The 21,391-nt window shown below is 73.1% G+C and carries 19 protein-coding genes; 6 read left to right on the forward strand and 13 right to left on the reverse strand.

What is annotated here, in order from left to right:
- Window positions 1-59: 59 nt before the first annotated feature.
- From BM242_RS08280 to BM242_RS08320, 9 genes are all read right to left on the reverse strand, one after another.
- Window positions 60-1,394 carry a cytochrome P450 gene (locus tag BM242_RS08280; RefSeq protein WP_093838043.1) on the reverse strand — a complete coding sequence of 445 codons (1,335 nt, stop codon included), beginning with the start codon at window positions 1,392-1,394 and terminating at the stop codon, window positions 60-62.
- The gene (locus BM242_RS08285; RefSeq protein ID WP_425443821.1) at window positions 1,391-2,038 is read right to left on the reverse strand and encodes a GTP-binding protein; all 648 of its coding nucleotides are present in this window, start codon (window positions 2,036-2,038) and stop codon (window positions 1,391-1,393) included. Before BM242_RS08285 ends, BM242_RS08280 begins: the two co-directional genes overlap by 4 nt.
- The gene (locus BM242_RS08290; protein WP_093838045.1) at window positions 2,019-2,381 is read right to left on the reverse strand and encodes a DUF742 domain-containing protein; all 363 of its coding nucleotides are present in this window, start codon (window positions 2,379-2,381) and stop codon (window positions 2,019-2,021) included. The genes BM242_RS08285 and BM242_RS08290 overlap by 20 nt, the downstream gene beginning before the upstream one ends.
- The gene (locus tag BM242_RS08295) at window positions 2,378-2,800 is read right to left on the reverse strand and encodes a roadblock/LC7 domain-containing protein (protein ID WP_245833912.1); all 423 of its coding nucleotides are present in this window, start codon (window positions 2,798-2,800) and stop codon (window positions 2,378-2,380) included. The genes BM242_RS08290 and BM242_RS08295 overlap by 4 nt, the downstream gene beginning before the upstream one ends.
- Entirely contained in the window at window positions 2,787-4,301 is a 1,515-nt protein-coding gene (locus BM242_RS08300; RefSeq protein WP_139238290.1) for a sensor histidine kinase, read from the reverse strand. The genes BM242_RS08295 and BM242_RS08300 overlap by 14 nt, the downstream gene beginning before the upstream one ends.
- A 680-nt stretch (window positions 4,302-4,981) precedes the next feature.
- The gene (locus BM242_RS08305; RefSeq protein ID WP_245833913.1) at window positions 4,982-6,403 is read right to left on the reverse strand and encodes a cytochrome P450; all 1,422 of its coding nucleotides are present in this window, start codon (window positions 6,401-6,403) and stop codon (window positions 4,982-4,984) included.
- A 51-nt stretch (window positions 6,404-6,454) separates the two neighbouring features.
- Window positions 6,455-7,558, reverse strand: a complete 1,104-nt coding sequence (locus BM242_RS08310) for a terpene synthase family protein (protein ID WP_093838049.1) — start codon at window positions 7,556-7,558, stop codon at window positions 6,455-6,457.
- Window positions 7,559-7,709: 151 nt separating this feature from the next.
- Complete coding sequence (locus tag BM242_RS08315; protein WP_093838050.1) at window positions 7,710-8,855, reverse strand: polyprenyl synthetase family protein; 1,146 nt, start codon at window positions 8,853-8,855, stop codon at window positions 7,710-7,712.
- A gap of 217 nt (window positions 8,856-9,072) precedes the next feature.
- On the reverse strand, window positions 9,073-11,835 hold the full coding sequence (locus BM242_RS08320) for an ATP-binding protein (RefSeq protein WP_175541316.1): 2,763 nt from the start codon (window positions 11,833-11,835) through the stop codon (window positions 9,073-9,075).
- Between the two features lie 623 nt (window positions 11,836-12,458).
- Here BM242_RS08320 and BM242_RS08325 point away from each other — a divergent pair.
- Complete coding sequence (locus BM242_RS08325; RefSeq protein ID WP_093838052.1) at window positions 12,459-13,232, forward strand: hypothetical protein; 774 nt, start codon at window positions 12,459-12,461, stop codon at window positions 13,230-13,232.
- 15 nt (window positions 13,233-13,247) lie between these two features.
- On the opposite strand, the gene BM242_RS08330 is transcribed toward BM242_RS08325, so the two are convergent.
- The 3 genes from BM242_RS08330 to BM242_RS08340 all read right to left on the reverse strand — a co-directional run bounded on the left by BM242_RS08330 (window position 13,248) and on the right by BM242_RS08340 (window position 15,305).
- The gene (locus tag BM242_RS08330) at window positions 13,248-13,688 is read right to left on the reverse strand and encodes a DUF6278 family protein (RefSeq protein WP_093838053.1); all 441 of its coding nucleotides are present in this window, start codon (window positions 13,686-13,688) and stop codon (window positions 13,248-13,250) included.
- Between the two features lie 100 nt (window positions 13,689-13,788).
- A complete protein-coding gene (locus BM242_RS08335) occupies window positions 13,789-14,568 on the reverse strand; it encodes an exodeoxyribonuclease III (protein ID WP_093838054.1) in 780 nt (259 codons plus the stop codon).
- Between the two features lie 74 nt (window positions 14,569-14,642).
- Window positions 14,643-15,305, reverse strand: a complete 663-nt coding sequence (locus BM242_RS08340) for an MBL fold metallo-hydrolase (protein WP_093838263.1) — start codon at window positions 15,303-15,305, stop codon at window positions 14,643-14,645.
- A gap of 407 nt (window positions 15,306-15,712) precedes the next feature.
- On the opposite strand from BM242_RS08340, the gene BM242_RS08345 reads away from it, so the two are divergent.
- The 5 genes from BM242_RS08345 to BM242_RS08365 are packed head-to-tail and all read left to right on the forward strand — an operon-like array spanning window position 15,713 to window position 20,813.
- Window positions 15,713-16,543, forward strand: a complete 831-nt coding sequence (locus BM242_RS08345; RefSeq protein WP_093838055.1) for an ABC transporter ATP-binding protein — start codon at window positions 15,713-15,715, stop codon at window positions 16,541-16,543.
- Complete coding sequence (locus BM242_RS08350; protein WP_093838056.1) at window positions 16,540-17,442, forward strand: ABC transporter ATP-binding protein; 903 nt, start codon at window positions 16,540-16,542, stop codon at window positions 17,440-17,442. Before BM242_RS08345 ends, BM242_RS08350 begins: the two co-directional genes overlap by 4 nt.
- Window positions 17,442-18,332: a branched-chain amino acid ABC transporter permease gene (locus BM242_RS08355; RefSeq protein ID WP_093838057.1), complete on the forward strand. Its 891-nt coding sequence runs from the start codon at window positions 17,442-17,444 to the stop codon at window positions 18,330-18,332. The genes BM242_RS08350 and BM242_RS08355 overlap by 1 nt, the downstream gene beginning before the upstream one ends.
- Window positions 18,325-19,500 carry a branched-chain amino acid ABC transporter permease gene (locus tag BM242_RS08360; protein ID WP_425443822.1) on the forward strand — a complete coding sequence of 392 codons (1,176 nt, stop codon included), beginning with the start codon at window positions 18,325-18,327 and terminating at the stop codon, window positions 19,498-19,500. The genes BM242_RS08355 and BM242_RS08360 overlap by 8 nt, the downstream gene beginning before the upstream one ends.
- 38 nt (window positions 19,501-19,538) lie before the next feature.
- Window positions 19,539-20,813, forward strand: coding sequence for an ABC transporter substrate-binding protein (locus BM242_RS08365; RefSeq protein WP_093838058.1), 1,275 nt, complete (start codon window positions 19,539-19,541; stop codon window positions 20,811-20,813).
- Window positions 20,814-21,027: 214 nt separating this feature from the next.
- On the opposite strand, the gene BM242_RS08370 is transcribed toward BM242_RS08365, so the two are convergent.
- Window positions 21,028-21,312 carry a hypothetical protein gene (locus BM242_RS08370; RefSeq protein WP_093838059.1) on the reverse strand — a complete coding sequence of 95 codons (285 nt, stop codon included), beginning with the start codon at window positions 21,310-21,312 and terminating at the stop codon, window positions 21,028-21,030.
- Window positions 21,313-21,391 lie beyond the last annotated feature (79 nt).

Raw genomic sequence — 21,391 nt, forward strand, 5'->3', positions numbered from 1 at the left:
GGCCCCGGACGGCCGGCGATCGCCGGCCGTCCGGGGCCCGCCCGGGGACAGGCGCCGGGTCAGAGGGCCGCCGGCTCGGCGGCGGCCGGCACCTGCCGGGTGTCCGCCTCCCAGGCCCGGCCCACCCGGGGCCGCGGCGTGAACTGCACCGGCAGCCTGGTCAGCGTCCGCAGCAGCAGCGAGGTCTGCCACTCCAGTTCGCCGTCGGAGGCCGCGAGCTCCAGGTCCGGCAGCCGGGTCAGCAGCGTACCGATGCCGACCGAGGCGATGGCGCGCGCGATGTGCGAGCCCGGACAGATGTGGTCGCCGGCCCCGAAGGACAGATGCGAGCGGTTCCCGATCACCAGCGCCCGCAGATCCGGACGGACCGCGGGGTCGGTGTTCGCCGCGGCCAGGCCGAGGATGAGCATGTCGCCCTTGCGGATCTGCTGGTCCGCCAGCATGGTGTCGGTGGTCGCCCACCGGCCCACCACCGTGACGAACGGCGGGTAGTCCCACAGCACCTGCTCGATGGCGTCCGGCAGCCGCATGTGACCGCCCCGCAGATTGGCCCGGAACCGCTCGTCGGAGAGCAGCACCCGGACCGCGTCGGAGAGCAGGCACGAGGTGCTGGCGGCGCTGACCAGCACCAGCCGCAGATGCTCCCGCACCGAGTCGGCGTCCAGCCCGGCCTCGTGCCGGAACATCACGCTGGCCAGGTCGTGTCCCGGCTCCCGGGACTTGCGGGCGATCACCTCGCTGAGCAGCTCGGTGACGAAGTCATTGCTGGCCGGGGCGGTCGGGGAGCCCTTGAGCAGATCCCAGACCGCCACACCCAGCCGCGGCGCCTGGTCCTCCGGCAGGTCCATCATCTTCGCCAGCACCAGCATCGGCAGATGCTCGCTGAAGAGGCCCACCAGCTCGGCCCGGCCGTGCTCGCAGAACTCGTCGATCAGCGCGTGCGCCGACTGCGTGATGTAGCGGCGCAGCCCGCGGTGGTGGAAGCGCGACAGGCTGTCCGCCAGGCTGCCCCGCAGCCGCTTGTGCTCCTTGCCGTCCACCAGGTTGCACAGCGGCTGCCAGGCGGTGATCGGCGCCATCGGGTGGTCCGGGGTGATCCGGCCGTCCTGGATCTCCCGCCAGTTCCGGGAGTCCCGGGAGAACAGGTAGTGGTTGCGCGCCACTTCCACGTTCTCCCGGTAGCCCAGGACCAGCCAGGCCGGCAGCTCACCGGGCAGCAGCACCGGGGCCACCGCGCCGTGCCGGGCCCGCAGCTCGGAGTACCAGCTCATCGGGTCGTTCTCGTACTGGGGGCCGAACAGCGGACGGCGGCCGTCGTGCGCGGCGTGTGCCGGGCAGCCCGGCGGCGGCTCGGGGAAGGCCCCGTCCGCGAGGGTGGAGTGAGGATCGGTCACGGGAGCTCCGAGGCGTCGGCAAGTTTCTGCAGGTGGTGCATGAGGGTGAGCAGGGCGTCCCGGCTGGAGTCCCGGCGACGGGCGTCGCACTCCACGATGGGCACGCCGGGCGGCAGGTCGAGGGCCTGCCGCACCTCGTCGGTGGAGTAGGACACCGAATCCGGGAAGGTGTTGATGGCGACGATGAAGGGCGTGCCGCTCTCCTCCAGCTTCTCCAATATGCCGAAGCTTTCCTCCAGCCGCCGGGTGTCCACCAGCACCACGGCGCCCAGCGCACCCTCGAACAGGCCGTTCCACAGGAACCAGAAGCGTTCCTGGCCGGGGGTGCCGAAGAGGTAGAGGATCATCTCCTCGTCCACCGTGATCCGGCCGAAGTCCATGGCCACCGTGGTGGTGGTCTTGGTCTCCACCCCCGCGGTGCTGTCCACTCCGAGGCTGGCCTGGGTCATGGTCTCCTCGGTGACCAGCGGCCGGATCTCGCTGACCGAGCGGACCATGGTGGTCTTGCCGACGCCGAAGGCGCCCGCGACCACCAGCTTGACGCCCAGCCGGGCGGTGTCCGGCAGTGCGTCCTCGCCGATCGGGTCATCGGCGGTGCCGGCCAACTGGCCGCCGCCGACCGGGTCAGAGACTTTGGAGTGCACCGATGACCCTCCGGAGGATGTCGCGATCGGGCATGGCGGACTTGGGGATCGGGGCGGGCGAGCGGGCTTCCACATTGCCCTCCGACAGCAGATCCATCAGCAGCACCGTCACCACGCTGAACGGGAGCTTCAGATGCGCGGTGATCTCGGCCACCGACAGCGGGGAGCGGCACAGCCGCAGCACGCTCGCCTGCTCCAGCGACATCCCCGGCTTGGGGGCCGCCTTGGAGAGGATCAGCGTGACCAGGCCCAGGGCGGCGTGCTCCACATGACCGGCCCGGCCGCCGGTGATCATGAAGAACCGCTCGGGGGAGTCCTCGTGCCAGTCGGGGGCGTCGCTCATGGCAGTTGCCCGTCGCTGCGTGGCCTGCTCTTGAGATGCTCGCCGAGCCGGACCACCAGATCCCGCATCCGCTGCGCGATCAGTCCGGTGTCCACCCCCCGGTCGGTCAGCACGGCGAGATGCGACCCCTCACTGGCGTCCATCACGAAGATGAAGCCGGCCGGCAGTTCGATGGCGGCCATCCGCAGCCGCCGGTCCTCGTGCGGGGGCAGTTCCTCGGAGAGCGCGGCGGCGAGACTGCGCACTCCGGAGCAGCCGGCGGCGATCCGCTCGGCGGTCTCCTGGTCGGTGTTCCACTTGGCCTTGCACAGGCCGTCCGCTGTCACGACCACCACATGACGGGTCTGCGGAACGCTCTTGGCGATGTCCTGGAGAAGCCAGTCCAGATTCCACGGTGCGAACTGCTCAGTCGTCGTCACGGCCATCCTTGCTTGACGCGTCGTCGTTCTTCGGACTGCTGGAGTCGGACTCCAGGCCCCGGGAGAAGGCGGCCAGCCAGTCCCCGGGCTCCCCGGCGTCGTAGTCCTGGGCACCGCCGCCCCCGGTTCCGGCCCGGGCGGCCGGTGCGGCGGGGGACGGGGAGGTGCCGCCGGCGGCCGGCTTCTTCCGGCGCCGCTGCGGCAGCCCGTTGGCGGTCCGCTCGGTCACCACCGGTGAGGAGCCGGCGCCGTCGTCCAGGGTGGCGCGCGCGGCGGGCAGCGTGGCGGTGGCCGTGCCGGACGCGGCGAGGCTCCGGCCGCCGGAGGGCGAGGCAGCCACCGGGGCCGCGGGCGCCGTCGCCTCGGTGGCCGGACGGTAGGAAGCGCGGCCGTAGTCGCTGGGGGCGGCGGTGATCAGCTCCTTGGGCACCAGCACCACCGCGCTCACGCCGCCGTAGGGAGAGGCGCCCAGCGAGATCTGGAGATTGAGCCGGTGGGCCAGGGTGCCGACCACGGCGAGACCGAGCTGCGGGGTCTCCCCGAGGTCCTCCAGGCCCATCCCGGCGTGCGCCCGTCGCAGGATGTCCTCACACGTCTCACGGGTCTCCTCGTTCATACCGAGGCCGCCGTCGTGAATCCCGACGGCGATGCCGTTGGCCACCTGCTCCATGGTGATCCGCACCAGGGTGCCGGGCGGGGAGTAGGTGGTGGCGTTGTCCAGCAGTTCGGCCAGGGTGTGCATCACCGACTCGGACGCATGGCCGGTGACCGCGAAGGGGGAGGGGTCCGGCAGCGAGAGACGGTTGTAGCCCTTGATCCGGGAGGCGGCGCCGCGCAGGGCGTCGTAGAGCGGGACCGGGCGGGTGCGCTGCGGGCCCGGCTGACCGCCGTTCAGCACGCTGATGGAGTCGCCGAGGCGGCCCATCTGCGCGTTCATGTGGTCGACCCGCATCAGGCCGCGGACCACATCGGGCAGTTCCCCGTGCTCGCGCTGGAGTTCGCGCAGCACGGTGGCCTGCTGGTTGGTGAGGCTCTGGAGCCGGTAGGCGAGGTCGAGGAAGGTCCGCTGGCCGGCGTCGCGCCGGCTCTCGGCCGTCTGCACGATCTCCAGAGTGTGACTGAGCAGGGTCTGGAAGACCTGGTGGAAGCGGGGCGGCAGCCCTTCGGCCGTCGCCTCGGTGAGCACGGTCTCGGCGAATTCGCCGCGGCGGATGCGGCGCACCGCCTCGGGCAGGAGGTCGTGCGCCAGCCGGTTGACCGCGGCGTTCTGGCCGCTCACCTGCTCGCGCAGATCGGCGATCTCGGCTTCCAGCGCGGCACGCCGGGCACCGGCGTCGGCCTGCTGCCGGGCGTACCGCCCGTCGCGGCGGGTGAGCAGGACCGCCATGACGGCGACCAGTACGGTCGCGGTCACTCCGGTCCACAGCACCCAGGCGCGGGCGTCGGAGGGGGCGGCCAGTGTGGTGATCGCCGTTCCGGCCGCCGGCAGGAGGGGACTCACCAGGCCCACGAACCGGACGGCGCGTTGGCCGCCGGGCGATGATCCAGCACGCACCATGAGCATCCTCAAAGTACCGCCAAAGGCGTGAATCGGGCATGTTTGGGCGGCTTCAGCGCGGACCGCCGGCGGGCACCGGCGCTCGGTGGCCGGTCCCCTCGGCAACCCACCGCAAACTGACCGGGGTTGTGTACCTGGGGGGCGGAGGTGATCACTCCCGGTGATCAATGGGATACGCTGAGCCTGGCAGGCAGCATAGCGCTCTCGTGTGACTGGTACGCGCCGGAAAGGACTTGTGGCACGCTAATTTCCGAACCTCAAACCTGCATTCAACAGGCTTATATGCACAGGGATTTGTCGATCTGTCAGCCAAGGACGGCGCTGACCAGCGAGGTTGTCGACGGCGGTGCATGCGGAAGCTGTCTGGCATGGGCCAGGGGCATAATCGTGCAGAAGATGTGAAGATCGTTGCCTCTCGGCAAGGCGTCCGGAAGCTGGTATGGTGCCCGGTTCGGCAGGTTGCCGGTTTTTCACCTTCGGTGCACTCTCGGTGACTTCGGGGTGATCGTCCGGTCCGCTGCGGAGCAGACCGGACGATCATCTGTTCCTTCCGGGGCCCGTAAGGGGCCGGCTGTTCGGTGTTCGCCTGCTCGGTGCTCGGTGTCCGCGGGACTGCCCGGCGGTCAGCGCCGGTACGGGATCATCGGGAGCGGGCCGGTCACCAGGGCGGCCTTGGGCAGCGGCCGGATCACCGTGCCCGGCGCCGGCTCCAGCCGCCATCGCGAGGCCACCGCGGCCAGGGTCAGGGTCGCCTCGGTCATGCCCAGCTCGTCCCCGGGACACTTCCGGTTGCCCGAGCCGAACGGGATCATGGCCCCCCTCGGCACCTCCCCGGCCCGCTCCGGCAGCCAGCGGTCCGGATCGAACCGGTCCGGCTCGGCGAACAGCGCCGGGTTCCGCCCCAGCTGATACGGACTGAACAGCATGACGGCGCCCGCGGGCAGAGCCGCCCCGCCCAGTTCCGCGGCCTCCGTCGTGGTCCGGGTGAGCAGCCAGGCGGGCGGGTAGCGGCGCAGCACCTCGGTCAGGAAGCGCCGGGTGTAGGAGAGCCGGGGCAGGTCGGGCAGGCCCGGCGGCCGGCCGGCGGCCCCGCCCAGAACCTCGTCCAGCTCGGCGCGCAGCCGGCCCGCGGCCCCGGGCTGGACCGAGAGTTCGTGAAACGCCCAGGACAGCACGCCGGCGGTGGTCTCGGTCCCGGCGATCAGCAGCGTCATGGCCTGGTCGTGCAGTTCCCCGAGGGTGGGCCGGTAGCCCTGCCCGGCCGGCCCGGGCTCGGGCCCGGGCTCCCCGGTTCCGCCGCGGTGGGCATCGAGCAGCAGGGACAGCAGGCCGGCGCCGTCCCCGCCCGTCCCCGAGGCGTCCCGGGCGGCGTTGCCGACGGTCTGCTCGATGACCTGCGACAGCCGCCTGCGGGCCTGCGCGAAGCGCCGGTTGCCGGGGGTGGGCAGCTTCTCCGCCACGCCCAGCGGCGCGGTCATCCGCCGGTATATCCCGTCCAGCAGAACGGGCAGGCAGCGCTGGACCTCGGTCACATGCGCGGCCGTGATCCGGGTGGCGAACACCGCGCGGATGGTCACCCGGGCGGTCAGCGCGGTGAGCGCGTCGCCGAGGTCCACCGGACGGCCCTCGCGCAGCGAGCCGGCGAACCGCTCGATCTCCTCGGACATCACCTCGGCGTAGCGCGGCATCCGGGAGGGGTGGAAGGCGGGCTGCACCAGCAGCCGCTGCCGGCGGTGCTCCTGCCAGCCGGAGGTGAACAGGCCATCGCCCACCAGCGGGCGCACCTTGTCGAACAGCGGGCCGCCCTTGTCGAAGACCCGGGGACTGAGCAGCATCCGGCGCACCAGCTCGGGGTGGCAGACCACATGCGCCCGCTGCGGGCCGAGCCGGATGTCCACCACGTCGCCGAGCGCGGGCAGCGAGCGGAGAAAGCCGAGCGGGTCGCGCTTGAGGAGAAGGGCGTGGCCCAGGACGGGCAGGCCGCCCGGCGCCAGGGCGCGGGAGCGGCGCCGGCCGCCGGCCGCCGGGGCTTCTGTTCGGTGCACCTGGGGGCTCCTTGGAGGGCTGGTGAGTGCGCGTCCGGTCCTGGACATCCCTCAGGTGCTCTCCGGATGGTGGGGCACGTCCCGGAAGCGGGTGACCGGCGCGGTGAGGCTGAGCCAGCCGGAGGTGGCGCCGTCCCAGACATAGCCGTCGCCGAAATAACGGGGCGTGAGATATTCGAACTCCTGGCTGCCGCCGATCAGATGGTCCAGCCCCGAGAGATAGGCCCGGACATCGGCGCGGTCGCCGAGCGGCCCGGCCAGCACCGCGTCACGGGCGGCGACATAGGCCCGCTCGTGATGCCCGACCATGCCGCACAGCCGGTCGACCGCCTCCTGGAGCGGCAGCCGTCGGTGGTCGCACAGGACCCTGACCGCGTTCATGGTGTCCCGCAGCGCATGCTCCTTGCGCCAGGAGATCAGATCGTTGACCAGGATCAGCTGGCGCATGGCGTGCCGGTGCGCCTCCTTCAGCGCCTCGGCGCAGTCGCCGGTGTCCACGGCCATGGCGTACTCGGTGAGCAGGATCAGGAACGCACAGCCGAAGCTGTCCGTGCGGACCGTCATATAGGTGTCGAGATCCGGGACTCGTCCCTCGTGCAGATAGGGCACCTCGGTGGCGCACCCGCGCAGAAAGGCCAGCAGGCTGCCGCGCAGCCGCTCCTGCTGCGCCGGGGAGAGTCCCCGGCTTATCCGCCGCCACAGATCGGTGGCCGCCGTTGCGAAGGGGGTGCGGCCTGCCGTGTCCGGGCCGGGACCGAAGCCCGCCATGATCTCGGTGAACACCCGCCGGGCCCCGTGCTGGCTGGCGCCCAGCGCGGTGCGGTCACCGGTCAGGGTGTCGATGACGGTGACGTACTGGTAGAAGTCGGCTATCGCCCGGGCCCGGTCGAACTCGGCGGCCGGGGCCACCAGCGCGCCGTAGAGCCCGTTGCGCTGGCGCAGGAAGCGCAGCAACCGGTTCTCGTCCGCGAAGCATGCGCCGAGCCGTTCGCGCACCCAGCCGTTGGAGAGGATCTCGATCCTGGCGGCGTGCGGATGATAGGCGACGGGCAGCAGCCGGGGAAGCTCCGGCAGATGGAACTCCCGGGGCGTCGTGGACGGGCCGGGGTCCGTCCGGTCGGTATGCGGCGCCTGGTGCACGGGGGTGGTGTTCACCGGAGATCTCCTTCTGCGGCTTCGCTGGATCGCTGACGCGTCTCGCTGATGCGTGCGTTTCGCCGGGCGGCGGCGGCTGCGGCGGCGGCGGTGATGGGCGTCTCGGGGGCGGCCCGGGCGGACGGCGGCCGGGCCCGGGGCTGCGCGCGGATCACGCCGGACGGGTGGTGGCGGCCCGGGCGATCCGCCGCAGGGCCTCCGCGACGGCCGGCGGGAACGCGGCACCGTGCAGGGCCTGCAGCGCCGCCCGGTAGCGGTCCCTGATCATGCGCTCCACCTCGGCGCGGGCGCCGGTGTCGGTGAGCATCCCGCGGATGGTATCGGCCTCCCGCTCGCCGAGGTCGGGGCGGCCCACCAACTGGCGGAGCCGGCCGCGCTGCGCGGGGGTGGCGAGCCGGAAGGCCAGGGCGAGCAGCACCGTGGCCTTGCCGTCGCGCAGGTCGTCGGTGGCGGGCTTGCCGGTCTTGGCGGGGTCGCCGAACACCCCGAGCAGATCGTCGCGGAGCTGGAACGCCTCGCCGACCGGCAGGGCGTAGGCGGTGCAGGCGTCGAGGACGGGGCGGCCGGCCCCGGCCAGCAGGGCGCCCAGGTGCAGGGGCCGTTCGACGGTGTACTTGGCCGTTTTCAGCCGGGCGACTTCCAGTGCCCGGCCCGGCTCCGCCGACGGGCAGCCGGTGACCAGCAGATCCAGGTACTGGCCCTGCATGACCTCGTTCCGCATGGTGTCGACCAGGGCGAGCGCGCCGGGCAGCCGGTCGGCGGGCAGCCCGGCGCGGTGCAGCAGCTCGTCGGACCAGGACAGCAGCAGATCACCGGCGAGCAGGGCGGCGCCCGTGCCGAACCGGTCGGGGTCGGCCGCGCCGCCGGGGGCGAGGTGATCGCGGTGCCGGAGCGCCAGCGTGCGGTGCAGGCTGGGCCGGCCGCGGCGAAGGGCGCTGCCGTCCATCAGGTCGTCGTGGACCAGGGCGAAGGCATGGAACAGTTCGAGCGAGGCGGCGGCCCGCAGCACCGGTGCGGAGGCGCCGTGTCCGCCGGCCGCCTGCCAGCCGGAGAGGCAGAGCAGGGGCCGCAGCCGCTTTCCCCCGCTGAACAGAAAGCCGCGGACGGTCTCCAGCAGGGGCCGCAGCCGCGGTGCCGCGGCATGGATCTTCTCGTCGACGAAGGCGGCGAGTTCGGTGTCCACCGCTCTCCGGGCCGCCGCCGGACCGCCGGGTCCGGGTTCGCCCGGATCGGGCGCGGGCCCGGTCTCCTCCGGGCCCGCGGGGCGGGTGGTCGGGGTGGGTGTGACGATGCTCATGTGCCCTGGCCTCCTCCACGTCTGGCACCTCAGGGTGAGGCGGAGGGCCGACCGCGGGACAGACGGGCGGCCACTCTGAGCAGCACAGAAAGGCACTATCCGGCCAGGGCCCGGGACAATCCTGGGGATGCCCCTGAGTTACACCTTTGGCCACAACTTGGCGCGCCGCGGGGCGCATGGTGCTGCGCCCGCACCGTGAGAGACGGCGGACGGCGGTCTACCGCACAACGCGCAGCCGCCGCGGTCGCAGCCCCGCGCCGAGGAGTTCGCCCCGCGCCTTGGCCAGCACCGCCTCCGCTCCGCACCGAGTGGCCAGCTCAACGCCCTGATAGAGGTGGTCGGCGGCCAGATGCGGCCGGCCGGAACGGCGCAGCGCGGCGCCCAGCTCCACCTGTGCGTCCGCGAATTCGTGCTCCGCCGGGGACCGTTCGAATTCGGCCACCGAACTCCGCAGCAGATCGACCCGCTCCCGCGGATCGTCGGACATCCGTGCCGCCATGAGCAGCGCCTCTCCCTTGGCGGTGGCGGTTCCGAACCGCTGGGCGCGGCGCAGGGCGTCCTCGGCCAGCTCCCGTGCGCGGACCTCGTCGGTGGCCTTGGTCGCCAGCGCCAGAGCGGGCAGCCAGGGACACCAGACGGTGTTGTGCATGCCACGGGTGTCCAGCCGCCGGCCCACCTCGGCCAGATCCTCGGCCGCTTCCTTGTGCATGCCCTGGGCCAGCAGCAGCTCCCCGTGCACGGTGCGCGCGTCGGGGATGGTGACCGCCGAGGGGAACGGCCCGCAGAACCCGTGACGGACGCCGAGCTCTCCCGCGGTGGCGATCCGGCCGCGGGCGATGAGGATCTCGATCAGCGCGCCGACCGCGTACCAGTGGGCGTGCGTCCTGGTCCCGGTGCGGTCGGCCAGCCGGAGACCGGCGCGCACGAAGTCCTCGCCGTCGGCCAGCCGCCCCCGGCGGAACCGGATGTATCCCAGCAGGGTGTAGCCCAGGGACAGATGGACGCCGCGCCAGCCCTGCCGCTCGTACTCCGCTATCCCGTCCGAGTACATCTGCTCGGCGGTGTCGACCCGGTCGCAGTAGAGGAAGGTGAGGGCCACCAGCGACGGGACCTCGAAACCCCAGTCCTGGTCGGTCCACCGCAGTCCGCTGCCGAGCGCCCGCTCGGCAAAGTCCACGGCCACCTCCGCGGGTTCGCCGCGGACCATGGCGTCCCAGGCACGCAGCCCGAACAGATACCGTTCGGTGCGGTCGCGGCCGGGCAGCCGGTGTGCCAGCTGGGCCAGCCACCGGGAGCGGGCCGGGGCCTTCTCGTCGTCCGAGGTGAACACCGCCTGCATGAAGTGCTCGGTGTGCAGCCGCAGCCGGATCCGGGAATCCGTGGCGTCCCGGGCCTCCTCCGCCATCAGCCGGGCGGCCTCGGCCGGCATGTCGCAGTGCGACAGGGCCCGGGCCAGCCGGATGACGATCCGCACCCGCAGATCCGGGTCCAGGCCCGGCTCGGCCAGCGCGTTCCGCAGATGATTGACGGTGACCACCGGGTCGCGGAGCAGCGCCGGGGCGCCCAGCTCGTAGAGCACCACGGCGCGCAGCGGCGGCGGCGGGTCCTCGCGCAGGGCGCGCTCCAGGCAGCGGCGGGCCGATTCGGGCGCGCCCGCCCGGACGTACTCCCGGGCCGCCTCCAGCAACTGGCCGGCCACCCACTCGTCGCCCTCCGGCTGGGTCTCCAGCAGATGCCGGGCGGCGGAGGTGGCGCCGTGCCCGGCCGCCACCAGCTCCCAGGCGGCCTCGCCGTGCATGGCCACCTGCATCCCGGCGGGAATGGCCCGGTAGACCGCGGTGGCCACCAGCGGGTGCTGGAACTCCAGGGTCTCGGCGTGCTTGAGGATGCGTCCGGTGCGCAGCTCCTCGACGGCCCCGGGCACATCGGCCGGGCCCAGCCCGGCCAGCGAGGCGGCCAGCTCCTCCGGCGCCTCGGTGCCCAGCACGGCCACCGCCCAGGCCAGCCGGGCGGCCTGGGAGCTCATCCGCTGGAGCTGGTCGGCCAGGCCGCTGTCCTGGAGGGCGGCGGCCATGTCCCGCAGCACCGGGATGTTCTCCTCCCGGGGCACCAGCCTGCGGTCGCGCACCTTGGCCGCCAGCTCCACGGCGCGGAACGGCAGTCCGGCGGTGACCACCCATGCCTCGCGGCAGAACTCGTCGTCCGGCTCGACGTCCGCCTGCGAGCCGGTCAGCGCCTCCCGCATCACCTGGGCGATGCCGACCGGGGTGAGCGGCGCCAGGTCCATCGGGCGCTGCGGGGTGCGTTCCAGCACCTCGCCCAGGGCGGCGGCCTGCTCCGGGAGTTCGTCCTGCCGGTAGGCCACCGCGATCAGCAGGGTCAGATCCTCCGTCCGGGAGGCGAACCCGGACAGCCAGCCCAGCGATTCGGCATCCGCCCAGTGGGCGTCGTCGACCAGCAGCACCAGGGGTCCGCGCCGGCTGGCGAGATGGGTGACCACCCAGTCCAGGCCGTCCCGCACACCCTGCGGGTCGGGCGCCGGGCCGGCGCCGGAGGGCAGCAGGCCGAGCGTGGGGCCGACGATCTCGTACCAGTCGCCCAGCAGGGCCCTGCGCTCCTGGAGCGAGCAGCGGGCCAGCAGCGGCTGGAAGAGCTGGCGCAGCACATGGAAGGCCATGTGCTGCTCCCGCTCGCCGCCACGGGCGGAGAGGGTGACGCAGCCGCGCTCGTCGGCCAGCGAGCGGACATGCGCGAGCATGGTGGTCTTGCCCACGCCGGCGGGGCCGGTGAAGGCGAGCAGGCCGCCGCGGCGCGGCCCGCTCGGGACCGGGCCCTGGCCGGGCGGTCCGGTCAGTTCCGCCAGCGCGGCGCGCACCGCAAGAAGCTCGTTCTCCCGTTCCAGGGTGCGCACGGGCGTGCGTGCGTCCCGCGCGGTGCCGTCCGGGACCGCTTGTCGGCCCGTCCGGTCCGGATCTGTCACTGGGCGAACCCCTTTCGGCGCTCTACGGCTCGCTGCCCGGTTGATCCATGGTGCGGTCAATGACGGTATGGCTGGGTGTGGCGGGGGTGTGGCTGGGACGGCCGGGTGTGGAATGTGACCGTACGACCGTTTTACGGCAGGACGGCGGGGGCTGGCCAGGCCCCGCCGGGGAAAGCGCGGCGGCCACCTCCCCGTAGCGTATAGCCGGGGAGTTGACAGTTGGGACGGCTTTGCCTGTCCTTCTGCCATGAGAGGCGGTGGAGCTCTATACTGCCCCGCCTTCCGGGCGGTAATGCGGCGCCGGGCGCATCCGTGCAGGCCGGCGGCGTGCGGCCGGGCCGGGCCGGCGCCGGCAGGCCGCGGGCGCGGTGAGGTTGATCACGTGAGCGGGGCCGGTTCCCCTTGGTGTGAGTGGGGTGGCCGGGGCGCGCGGGCCGGCCGCGGGCGCCGGGTGCGCCATCGCCGTCCGCCGAGGCGCCGCATCTCGGCACCGGCCGCCCCGGGGCGGCCGGAACAGGGGGGCGCGGAGCGCATGCGGGTGGGGGAACGTGGTGGAACGGTGACCGAACCAGGACCGTTCAGGACTCGTATCCGCACGCGGGCCGCCGGTAGGGTCACCCGCCATGGAAGACGCCTCCACTCTTGTGATCGCCGTCGCCGCGACCGCCGCGGCCTCCGCAGTGCTGGGCTGGTTCCTGCGGTCCTGGGCCACCGACCGCGCGCTCCGCCGCAACCAGCGCTTCTACGGCCTGCCGGACAACTCCGAATGCCTGCTGGTGGTGAGCCGGGACTCCGGCGCGGACGCCGCCGTGGCCCGCAACGACGTCTTCGCCCTGCTGGAGCTGGCCGCGGTGGTGAAGAACTGTCACGCGCACGCCCAGGTGATATCGGGTGAGGCCGCCCGCCAGGGCTTCGGCGAACGCACCGAGTTCTGCATCGGCGGGCCGATGGCCAACCGCCGGATGGCGGCCCATCTGCACTCGCTGCTGCCGGGCATCTCCGTCAACACCGACACCTCACCCGGACCGGACCGGGGCGCCTTCCTGATCGGCACCGAGCGCTACCGGCTGGAGAACGGCTCGGTGGAGCATGTGCTGCTGGCCCGGCTCACCGCCGGGCAGGAGGCGCGGCCGGTCTTCCTGATCTGCGGCCAGCGGTCGGTCACCCACCAGGCGGCCTCCCGCTATCTGGCGAAGCACCACACCCGGCTGGCCCGCCGGCACGGCAACGGCGGCAATTTCGTGCTGCTGCTGCGGGTGGTCAACTCCCAGGCCTACGGGCCCGATGTGGTGGAGCTGGTCGGGGATGTCACCCGGCAGGCCACCGCCGCCCGTCCCAGGACCGCCGCCCCGGCGGGCAAGGGCGCGGGCGCGGTCAAGGGCGCCGGCAAGGACTGAGCGGGCCCGGCCGGTTCAGATCTCCGCGGCCTCGGCGTAGACCCGGGACAGCTCGGGGCTGCCGTCGTCGGCCCACTGGTGCCCGGCGCCGACCGCGTCCACCGCCCGGCCGGAGGCCAGTTCCACCACCGGGCCGCCGTCCGGGCCGCGCGCCCAGTGCGCCCCCGGCAGGGTGCGCACCAGGACCGTCCCCAGATACAGCCCGGCGTCATTGCCCAGCCAGGGCAGCTCCTCCGGATCGTCCCGCCAGCGGGGCAGCAGCTGGTCCAGCTCCTCCAGGGAACCGGGGGAGTCGTCCAGCAGCACCCCGGCCGATCCCGAGCGGGCGCGCAGCAGTTCGCACTCGGCGAGCAGCTCCGCCACCCCCTCCGGATCCGCCCAGGCGTCCGTGGGCGCGGGAAGGAGGCCGCCACGCCGGCGGTCCGGGCGCCAGATGTCCAGAAACGGGAGCTTCATACCTCTCAGGGTGGCACTCCCCGGGGTCGAGCGGTACACAGGCGCGTCGCTGTCCGGGGACAGTTGTGTGCTTTTTCCGGCAGGCACGCCCCCGGCGCACTCAGCGGTCCAGATCGACCACCACCGGGGCATGGTCCGAGGCACCCTTGCCCTTGCGCTCCTCGCGGTCCACATAGGCGTCCTTGACCGCGCCCCGGAACGCCGCGTTGGCATAGACCAGATCGATCCGCATGCCGCGGTTCTTGGGGAAGCAGAGCCGGCGGTAGTCCCAGTAGGTGAAGGGGCGGTCGTACTTCAGCGGGCGCGGCATCAGATCCGACAGGCCCGTGCGCTGCAGCTCCGTCAGTGCCGCGCGCTCGGCCGGGGTGATGTGCGTGGCGCCCTCGAAGGCGGCGATGTCGTACACATCGGCGTCCTCCGGGGCGATGTTGAAGTCGCCCAGCACCGCGAACGGGGTCTCGCCGGCCGCGTCCGCCGCCACCGCGTCCCGCAGGGCGGCGAGCCATTCCAGCTTGTAGGCGTAGTGCGGATGACCCACCTCGCGGCCGTTGGGCACATAGACGGACCACACCTTGACCCCGCCGCACACCGCGCTGACCGCCCGCGGCTCGACCGCGCCCTCGAAGGAGGGGCCGCCCGGCAGGCCCGGCACCACCTCGCTCAGGCCCACCCGGGAGAAGACGGCCACGCCGTTCCACCGGCCGCCGGCGTTGACCGCGGACTCATACCCCAGATCGCGCAGCGCGGCGCCGGGAAAGGTCTCCGGCCCGCACTTCAGCTCCTGCACGCAGAGCACATCGGTGCCGCTGCTCTCCAGCCAGGCCAGCAGCCTGGGCAGCCGCACAGTGATCGAGTTGACGTTCCAGGTGGCGATGCGCATGGGACTCTCCGGCGGCTCGCGGCTCGGTGGTGGCGGGGCAGGCGGGGTGACGGGAGGGAGGACGGGGCGGGCGGTCAGAGGGCCAGGGACTCGCCGGGCGCCAGCCGGGCGTACTCGGCGCCGCCGGTGCCCGGGCCCTGGGGGCCGAAGTTGCGCCCGTAGATGAGCAGGCCCGTCTCGCTGAGCAGGCCGTCGTGCACGGCCAGCGCCCGCCGCGGGGCCACCTCCCGCACATACTCCACAACCTCGGAGAACTTGTTCCACGGCGCGTGCACCGGCAGCAGCAGGGTGTCCACCGGGCGGCCGGGCACGGTCAGCGCGTCCCCGGGGTGGAACACCGGCCCGGCGGGGCTTCCCGGGGACCGCACCACATAACCGACATTGGTGATCCGGGGCAGATCCGGGTGGATCACGGCGTGCAGCTCGCCGTGCACCTCCACCTCGAAGCCGGCCGCGGTGAAGGTGTCCCCCCGGCCCACCGTGTGCACCCGGCCGGGGAAGGCCGGGGCCATCCGCTCGGCCACGCTGCGCAGCGTCCACAGCTCGGTGCCCGGGCGGGCCTCCAGCGCGGCGCGCAGCCGGCCCTCGTCGAAGTGGTCCGGGTGCTCGTGGGTCACCAGCAGCACGTCCGCCCCGGCCGCCGCGTCCGGCTCGCCGAACGCGCCGGGGTCGATCACCAGGGTGCGCCCGCCCTCGGAGATCCGGACGCAGGCGTGTCCCTTCTTCGTCAGCTCCATGCCGCCCATTGTGCTACGCCCGACTGACACCGCTCCCGGCGGCCACACCCCCGGCGGCGGGCGGCCCGGTGGTGCGCTGCGCACAAAGCGGGCGCTCAGTCCAGAGCCCCGCGGCCGGCCCCGGCCGCGCCCGGCGCGGCCCCCGGGCGGGCCGCGGAGGGCCTTGTGACCTTGTGCCCTGCGGCCCGCCCGGGACGGCGGTGTCCGCCCGCCGCGCGGGCGGCCGGCTGTGCAGCGGCACTGCCCGCTGTGCCGCTGCACAGTGCCGCTCATTACTCATTGGTCATCCGCAGCGATTCGGCGGCCGGGCATGGACCGGGGGGCGGCGGCGGTGCTGGGGTGTGGCGCACAGCAGGTCGAGGGCGCCGACGCGGGCGCCCCGTGAACGCTCATGGAAGGGGGTGCCGATGGGAGCCGCCGCACTGCGCGTGCAAGGGCTGAGCGCCGGATACGGCCCGGTGCGCGCGCTGTCCGGAGTCACCGTGGAGGTGCCCGAGGGCGCCGTGACCGCCGTCCTCGGCGGCAACGGAGCCGGTAAGTCGACACTGCTCCGCGCGATATCCGGGACCCTGCGGTTCCACGGCGGCGCGATCACGGCCGGCACCGTCGAATTCGGCGGGCGGCGGCTGGACGGCCGGGCCCCCGCCCGCATCGTGGCCGCCGGGATTGTGCAGGTGCCCGAGGGCAGGCAGGTCTTCGCCCGGATGACCGTGGCGGACAATCTGCGCGCCGGATCGCTCGGCGCCGCCGGCGGCCGGGCCGCCGAACGCCGGGCCAGGGAACGCGTGCTGGAGCTCTTCCCGGTGCTGGCCGAACGCGCCCGGCAGCGGGCCGGGCTGCTGTCCGGCGGCGAGCAGCAGATGCTGGCCATGGGCAGGGCGCTGATGGCCGCGCCCCGGCTGCTGCTGCTGGACGAGCCCTCGCTCGGCCTGGCGCCGATGATGGCCGCCCGGATCGCGGACACCGTCCGCGAGATCAACTCCCAGGGCACCTCGGTGCTCCTGGTGGAACAGAACGCCGCGCTGGCGCTGAAGGTGGCCACCCACGCGGTGGTGCTGGAGAACGGCGCGGTGGCGCTGTCCGGCACCGCCTCCGAACTGGCCGCCAGCGACGAGGTGCGCCGCCGCTATCTGGGCGTCGGCCACGAGGCCGGCAGCGAGGACACCGCGGCCGGGGCCGCGGTCTTCGCGGCACATGCCGACGGCGCCCCGCCGACCCTGCGCAGGTGGTCCGCATGACCGGTACCCACAGCACCCCGGATGCCGCCCCGGAGGCCCGGGCGAAGACCGCCCGGGCGGCCGGCTCCGGCCCGCCGCCGCTGACGGTGAGCGGGCTGACCGTGCGGTTCGCCGGCCTGACCGCCCTGGACAAGGTCTCCTTCACCGTCGAACCCGGCTCCATCCACGCCGTCATCGGCCCCAACGGGGCCGGCAAGTCGACCTGCTTCAACGTGCTCTCCGGTGTCTACCGGGCCACCGAGGGCAGCGTCCGGCTCGGCACGCACGAGCTGACCCGGATGGCACCGGAGCGGATCGCCGCGCTGGGCGTGGCCCGCACCTTCCAGAATCTGGCGCTCTCCGAGCACAGCAGCGTGGCCGACACCCTGATGGTCGGCCGGCACCGGCTCACCCGCACCGGATTCCTCGGCGCCGGGCTGCGGCTGCCCGCGGCCCGCCGCGAGGAGGCCCGGCACCGGGAGCGGATGCGGGAGATCGCCGCCTTCCTGGGGCTGGAGAAGCACCTCGGCTTCCCGGCCGGAGTGCTGCCCTACGGCCTGCAGAAGCTCGTCGAGCTGGGCCGGGCGCTGTGCATGGAGCCGGAGGTGCTGCTGCTGGACGAGCCGATCGCCGGCATGACGCCGGAGGAGCGGCGCCACGCCGCCGCGGTCATCTCCTCGGTCCGGGAGAACCTCGGCATCTCGGTGCTGCTGGTGGAACACGACATGGGAGTGGTGATGCGGCTCGCGGACAGCGTGACCGTCCTGGACTTCGGCCGGAAGATCGCCGAGGGCACCCCGGAAGACGTCCAGAACGACCCCGAAGTGGCCCGCGCCTACCTGGGCTCCGACGGGGACGGCGACCCCGCGTCCTCATTCGGCGGCCCCTCCGCCGGCCCGAACGACACAGGAGCGGCCTGATGACCGTCTTCTCCGAACTGCTGATCATCGGAGTCTCGCTGGGGTCGGTGTACGCGCTGATCGCCCTCGGCTTTGTGATCATCTTCAAGTCCACCGAGGTGGTGAACTTCGCCCACGCCTCGCTGCTGCTGGCCGGCGGCTACGCGGCCGTGCAGGCCCGCGAGCACATGCCGTTCTGGCTCGCCCTGCTGGCCGGCGTGGTGGCCGCCGCGCTGCTCGGCGTGGCACTGGAGTTCCTGGTCATCCGGCGTTACCGGGGCCGGGACCACAGTGTGCTGGCGATCGTCACCATCGGCCTGGACATCGTGCTGCTCACCGAACTGGCCCGGCAGATCGGGCCGGACATCTTCAGCTACCGGGACCCCTGGGGCAGCAGGCTGATCGAACTCGGCTCGCTCACCATCCCGCAGACCCGGGTGGCCGCCCTGATCACCGCGGCGGCGCTGATCGGCATCTTCCTGCTGGCCTTCCGCTTCACCTCCTGGGGGGTGTCCATGCGGGCCGCCGCCGAGCACCGGGAGACCGCCGCGCTGATGGGCATCCGGCTGGGCTGGGTCTCGGCCTCCGCCTGGGCGGTGGCCGGCGCGCTGGCCGCGGTGGCGGCGCTGTTCCTGTCCGTCTTCCCCACCACCGGCCTGGACCGGGACACCGGACTGGTCGCCCTGAAGGCGTTCCCGGCCGCCATCATCGGCGGTCTGGACTCCACCACCGGCGCGCTGGTCGGCGGACTGGTGGTGGGCATCACCGAGGCCATGGCCACCGGCTACCAGAACGACCTGTCCTTCCTGGGCAGCGGCATCGGCGAGCTCGCCCCCTACCTGGTGATGGTGCTGGTGCTGCTGGCCCGCCCGGCGGGCCTGTTCGGAACGAGGGAGCTGTCCCGTGTCTGAACCGCTGACCAAGACCGGAAACCCGCCGCCCTCGGCACCCGCCGCACCGCCCTCCGCCGCCCCGTCCGGCGGCCCCGCCCCGGCCGGCTCCGGCCGCGGCCGGCTGCACCGCCGGCTGCGCCGGCTGCTGCCGGCCGCCGGGGCGCTGATCCTGCTGGCGCTGCCGTTCTACGCGGAGGCGTTCTGGCTGCGCGCCGGGCTGTTCGCCATGGCCGCCGCCATCGGCGCCATCGGGCTCAACCTGCTGACCGGCTCCACCGGCCAGCTCTCCCTCGGCCACTCGTTCTTCCTGGCCGTGGGCGCGTACGGCTACTGCCTCTTCGCGGGCGATCCGGACGGCACCACCACGGGCTGGGGCCTGCCGCCGCTGCTGGCCATGGTCCTGGCGGTGGCGCTGGCGGGCGTCGCGGGCGGCCTGTTCTCCCCGATCGCCGGCCGGCTCCGCGGCGCCTACCTGGGCATCGCCACCCTGGCGCTGATCTTCATCGGCCAGCATGTGCTGTTCAACGCCAAGGACCTCACCGGCGGGTTCAACGGCCGCCCGGTCCCGGTGCTGGAGTTCCTGGGCCTGTCCTTCGACAACGAGAAGACGCTGGTCGCCGGGGTGCCGTTCACCGCCGTGGAGAAGCTCTGGTATCTGGGCCTGGTGCTGCTGGCCGCCGGCGCGCTGTTCGCCGTCGGGGTGCTGAAGTCCCGCCCCGGCCGGGCCATGAACGCCATCCGGGACCACCGGATCGCCGCCGGTGTGATGGGCATCCCGGTGGCCCGCTACCGGGGAGCGGTCTTCGTCCTCTCCTCGATGTACGCGGGGCTGGCCGGGGTGCTGTTGGCGCTGGTCTTCCAGCGGACCGTGCCGGGCTACTTCGGCATCAGCCTGGCCCTGACCTACCTGGCCATGATCGTCATCGGCGGTCTGGGCTCGGTCGGCGGAGCGGTGCTGGGCGCCGCCTTCGTCACCCTCATCCCGCAGATCCTGACCCGCTACAGCGAGTCCCTGCCGCTGATCTCCGCACCCGGAACCGGCGGTGTCGCACCGGGTGAGGCCTCCGAACTGCTCTACGGAGCGGCAGTGGTGGCCGCGGTGCTGTTCCTCCCGGGGGGTCTGGTCCGGCTCCCCCTGGTCCTGCGCATGCGCCGGCAGGCGCGGCGCCGGACCAAGACCTCTTGAACCCCTCAACTTGTCCTCAGGAACATGGAGGTTCCGACATGAGCAGAATCCGCAGACTTCCCGCCTCGGCGGTGGCCGCGGCCACGGCCCTCGCGCTGGCCCTGACGGCGTGCAGCAGCAAGGCCGAGGACGACGGCGGCGACAACGGCTCCGGCGGGGGCGACGGGGCAAGCGGCGAGCTCGAAACCGGGGCGGGGGTCACCGACACCACCATCACCCTCGGCGCGCTGACCGACATGACCGGCCCCTACGCCACGCTGGGCGCCAGCATCACCCAGGTCCAGCAGATGTATGTCGAGGAGATCAACGGGGCCGGCGGCATCTGCGAGCGCGAGCTCGCCCTGGAGGTCCGGGACCACGGCTACGACCCGGAGAAGGCGATCTCCGCCTACAACGAGCTCCAGCCGAACGTCCTCGCCTTCCCGCAGTTCATCGGCTCGCCGTATGTCACCGCCGTCAAGGACCAAGTGGACAGCACCGACATGGTGCCGATCGTGGCCCAGGCGTGGACCGCCTCCCTGCTGGGCAGCCCGTACATCCAGATGGTCGGCGCCACCTACGACGTGGAGACCATCAACGCGATCGACTTCCTGGTCAGCGAGCACGGGCTGGCCGAGGGCGACAAGATCGGCCAGATCTACTTCGAGGGCGACTACGGCGAGAACGCCCTGGAGGGCGCCGAGTACGCGGCCGAGCAGCTCGGCATGAGCGTGGTCGGACAGATGATCAAGCCGACCGACGAGGACATGACCGCGCAGGTCAGCGCGCTGGCCCAGGAGGGCGTGTCGGCGATCGTGATCAGCGCGGGCCCGCGCCAGGCCGCCTCCATCGCGGGCGTCGCCGCGGCGGCCGGCCTGAATGTGCCGATCATCGGCAACAACTCGGCCTTCGCCCCGCAGCTCCTGGCCACCGAGGCGGCCCCGGCCCTGCTGAACAACTTCTACATCGCGGCCTCCACCCTGCCGATCGGCGACGAGGCGGCGAAGGACATCGCCGACAGCTATCTGGCCGCCTACCCGGACGCCACCCTGGACAACGGTGTGCTGGCGGGCTACAACGCCATCGAGATCATCACCGAGGCCGCCCGCCTCGCCTGTGACAACGGCAAGCTGACCCGGGAGGGCCTGACCGAGGCCCTGCGCACCATGTCCGGCTTCCCCGGTCTGGGAGTCACCCACGACTTCTCCGACCCGGCGAACCCCTCCACCCTGGAGACGGTGATCCTCAAGCCGGACGCGGACGCCCCGGGCGGCATGGTCGTGCACCGCGAGGCCGCCGTCTCCGACATCGCCGGCTCCTTCCCCCGCGAGTAACGACGGAAGCCCCCCGGCCGCAGCGCCGTGGCCCGGTGCCCCGCCCCTGATGGCGGAGCACCGGGCCACGGCCTCTGGCGTGCCGGGGATCCTCGTCCGCCGGGACGGGCCGCCGTTCCGGCGCGTGTGCGCAGCGCGTGTCGACGGGCCGCGGGCGGCAGGCGCGGGACAGGACGGCCCGGCCGGGACGTCCGCCCGGCGTGCCGAGGGCCGCTCAGCGGGTCACGGCGGCCAGGAGCACGGCGATGAGCAGCGCCAGGGCGCCGAGGGTGGCGCCGATGAGGGAGGCGGCGAAGTTCGTCGCCACGCCCCGCTCACTGTGCCTGACGCCCACCGCGCCGAGGATGACGGCGAGAAGCCCGGCCGGTGCGGCGACGAAGTCTCCGACAACCGGTACCACGGAGGCCACCAGCGCGATGATTCCCATGGGCAGGGAGGCGTCCCCCGGGCCGTTGCGGGGCGCGGTCCCGGGCGGGCCTTCGTTCTGCTGTGGCGGCATGCCGTCCTCTCGGGCCGGAGGATGAAGCGCTGCCGCGGCAGGCGGCAGAAGGCGGGAACCGTACCCGCGCAGCATACGC

The organism is Streptomyces aidingensis (assembly GCF_900112355.1).
Classification (GTDB): Bacteria; Actinomycetota; Actinomycetes; order Streptomycetales; family Streptomycetaceae; genus Streptomyces; species Streptomyces aidingensis.

Excerpts from the sequence above, each read along its gene's own strand:
- BM242_RS08290 (WP_093838045.1), bottom strand. The coding sequence starts at position 2,381 with ATGAGCGACGCCCCCGACTGGCACGAGGACTCCCCCGAGCGGTTCTTC.
- BM242_RS08315 (WP_093838050.1), bottom strand. The coding sequence starts at position 8,855 with ATGAGCATCGTCACACCCACCCCGACCACCCGCCCCGCGGGCCCGGAG.
- BM242_RS08325 (WP_093838052.1), top strand. The coding sequence starts at position 12,459 with ATGGAAGACGCCTCCACTCTTGTGATCGCCGTCGCCGCGACCGCCGCG.
- BM242_RS08330 (WP_093838053.1), bottom strand. The coding sequence starts at position 13,688 with ATGAAGCTCCCGTTTCTGGACATCTGGCGCCCGGACCGCCGGCGTGGC.
- BM242_RS08335 (WP_093838054.1), bottom strand. The coding sequence starts at position 14,568 with ATGCGCATCGCCACCTGGAACGTCAACTCGATCACTGTGCGGCTGCCC.
- BM242_RS08340 (WP_093838263.1), bottom strand. The coding sequence starts at position 15,305 with ATGGAGCTGACGAAGAAGGGACACGCCTGCGTCCGGATCTCCGAGGGC.
- BM242_RS08345 (WP_093838055.1), top strand. The coding sequence starts at position 15,713 with ATGGGAGCCGCCGCACTGCGCGTGCAAGGGCTGAGCGCCGGATACGGC.
- BM242_RS08350 (WP_093838056.1), top strand. The coding sequence starts at position 16,540 with ATGACCGGTACCCACAGCACCCCGGATGCCGCCCCGGAGGCCCGGGCG.
- BM242_RS08355 (WP_093838057.1), top strand. The coding sequence starts at position 17,442 with ATGACCGTCTTCTCCGAACTGCTGATCATCGGAGTCTCGCTGGGGTCG.
- BM242_RS08365 (WP_093838058.1), top strand. The coding sequence starts at position 19,539 with ATGAGCAGAATCCGCAGACTTCCCGCCTCGGCGGTGGCCGCGGCCACG.
- BM242_RS08370 (WP_093838059.1), bottom strand. The coding sequence starts at position 21,312 with ATGCCGCCACAGCAGAACGAAGGCCCGCCCGGGACCGCGCCCCGCAAC.